The organism is Streptomyces niveiscabiei (assembly GCF_001419795.1).
Lineage (GTDB): Bacteria > Actinomycetota > Actinomycetes > Streptomycetales > Streptomycetaceae > Streptomyces > Streptomyces niveiscabiei.
Window position 1 is genome coordinate 1 of the sequence record NZ_LIRL01001409.1, and the last position, 1,354, is coordinate 1,354.

2 protein-coding genes are annotated in these 1,354 nt (G+C 75.0%); both read left to right on the plus strand.

All coding sequences use genetic code 11. From position 1 onward, the window contains the following. Positions 1–465: NUDIX domain-containing protein (locus AOK24_RS44545; RefSeq protein WP_159052248.1), on the plus strand; the 465-nt coding region annotated here is incomplete at its 5' end. Between the two features lie 114 nt (positions 466–579). Beyond that, positions 580–1,354, plus strand: a 775-nt coding sequence (locus tag AOK24_RS44550) for a hypothetical protein (RefSeq protein ID WP_055725490.1), incomplete at its 3' end; no start/stop codon positions are given.

Here is a 1,354-nt window from a genome sequence, read left to right on the forward strand (position 1 = left end):
CCCAGGAGGAGCCCCCGGACGAACCTCCCGCCCGTCCCGCACGCGGCGATCGGCGTCGGCGCGATCCTGTACGGCCCCCGGGGGCTCCTCCTGGGCCGGCACCGGCGCGGGACCTGGGAGCTGCCCGGCGGCACGGCGGAGCCCGGCGAGTCGCTGGTGGCCACGGTGGTACGGGAGTTGCGGGAGGAGACCGGCATCGAGGCGGACCCGGACGACGTACGGCTGCTCGGGACGCTTCTGGACGACGTGGACGGGGTGGTCCGGATGACCGTCGGGGCCGTGGTGGGCGCCTGGCGGGGTGAGGCCGCCGACCAGCCCGGCGAGCGGGTCGGGGACTGGCGCTGGTACCCCCTGGACCGGCTGCCGCCGTCGCTGTTCGTGTGCAGCGCGCAGTCCCTGACGGCCTGGCGCCCCGGGCTGCCGATCGACCACGCCCCGGCCCACTTCACGCCCTACGCCGAATAGCCCTCGTACACCTGTCCTCCTCTCACCCGTTCTCGTGGGTTGACCTCGTATTCCCCGGTCCGCGCCCCCTCGCCGTACGAGCATTCCGGCAACGGACGAGCGACGGGGCGACGGATGAGACGGCTGACCACGTTCCTGACGGTGTGCGCGACGGTGGCGGGCGCGGCGTTCGCGGGCGCGCCACCGGCCGACGCGGCGGTGGCCCAGGGGGTGACGTACCGCCAGTACGACATCCGGGGCGCGGCGGGGACGGCGCACGCGCACGTCCTGAGCGTCGACCTCACCGACCCACACGTCCGGCTGGGCCTGCTGTACCCGGGGGTCGTGGCGGGCCGGGCGCCGGTCTCCCGGCTGGCCGACGCACAGGGCGCCCTGGCCGGGGTCAACGGGGACTTCTTCAACATCACCGAGACCCAGCACCCGGGCGTCCCGGCGACCGGCGCGAGCGTGGGCCCCGCCGTGGCGGACGGAGAGTTCCTGAAGGGCGCGGTCCCGGACGGCCAACGCTTCGGCCCCACTCCCCCGGCCTCCACGACCACGCGTGCCGTCGTCGGCGTCGACCACGAGGGCCGCGCCCGCCTCGGCACACTCCCCTTCACGGCGACCACGAACACGGGCCTGCCCGTCTCCGGCCTCAACCAGTACGCACTGGCGCAGAACTCCGTCGGCGCGTACACCTCCCGGTGGGGCGACACCCCACGCACCCGGGCGACATGCGGCACAGACCTGGACCGGGCCGCACCCTGCGCGACCGACACGTACGAGGTGACGCTACGCGGGGACCGAGTAATCTCCGGCTCCCCCACCCCCGGCGCCGGCCCCATCTCCCCCGGAACCACGGTCCTCCTGGGCCGCGAGCAGGGCGCCCACCAACTCCGCGCCCTCATCA